Consider the following 1,221-nt stretch of genomic DNA (forward strand, 5'->3'; position numbering starts at 1 on the left):
GGTCGTTACTTCAGAACCTACACAGTGGACGCGAGCAACTGAGGACAAGCCCTCGGCCTATTAGTACCAGTCAGCTCCAACCGTTACCGGTCTTCCACACCTGGCCTATCAACCCAGTCGTCTACTGGGAGCCTTAACCCCTCAAAGGGGGTGGGAGTCCTCATCTCGAAGCAGGCTTCCCGCTTAGATGCTTTCAGCGGTTATCCTTTCCGAACGTAGCCAACCAGCCATGCCCTTGGCAGGACAACTGGCACACCAGAGGTTCGTCCGTCCCGGTCCTCTCGTACTAGGGACAGCCCTTCTCAAGACTCCTGCGCGCGCAGCGGATAGGGACCGAACTGTCTCACGACGTTCTAAACCCAGCTCGCGTACCGCTTTAATGGGCGAACAGCCCAACCCTTGGGACCGACTCCAGCCCCAGGATGCGACGAGCCGACATCGAGGTGCCAAACCATCCCGTCGATATGGACTCTTGGGGAAGATCAGCCTGTTATCCCCGGGGTACCTTTTATCCGTTGAGCGACGGCGCTTCCACAAGCCACCGCCGGATCACTAGTCCCGACTTTCGTCCCTGCTCGACCCGTCGGTCTCACAGTCAAGCTCCCTTGTGCACTTACACTCAACACCTGATTGCCAACCAGGCTGAGGGAACCTTTGGGCGCCTCCGTTACTCTTTAGGAGGCAACCGCCCCAGTTAAACTACCCACCAGACACTGTCCCTGATCCGGATCACGGACCCAGGTTAGACATCCAGCACGACCAGAGTGGTATTTCAACGACGACTCCACCATGGCTGGCGCCATGACTTCACAGTCTCCCACCTATCCTACACAAGCCGAACCGAACACCAATATCAAGCTATAGTAAAGGTCCCGGGGTCTTTCCGTCCTGCTGCGCGAAACGAGCATCTTTACTCGTAGTGCAATTTCACCGGGCCTATGGTTGAGACAGTCGAGAAGTCGTTACGCCATTCGTGCAGGTCGGAACTTACCCGACAAGGAATTTCGCTACCTTAGGATGGTTATAGTTACCACCGCCGTTTACTGGCGCTTAAGTTCTCAGCTTCGCCACACCGAAATGTGACTAACCGGTCCCCTTAACGTTCCAGCACCGGGCAGGCGTCAGTCCGTATACATCGCCTTACGGCTTCGCACGGACCTGTGTTTTTAGTAAACAGTCGCTTCTCGCTGGTCTCTGCGGCCACACCCAGCTCAGGAAGTA

1 rRNA gene (only partly in view) is annotated in these 1,221 nt (G+C 56.3%); it reads right to left on the reverse strand.

From position 1 onward, the window contains the following. Positions 1-40 precede the first annotated feature (40 nt). Positions 41-1,221: ribosomal RNA gene (locus ACZ303_RS31745) — 23S ribosomal RNA — on the reverse strand; it runs 2,220 nt beyond the window's last position.

The sequence above is a fragment of the Streptomyces sp. NPDC023527 genome (assembly GCF_055560115.1).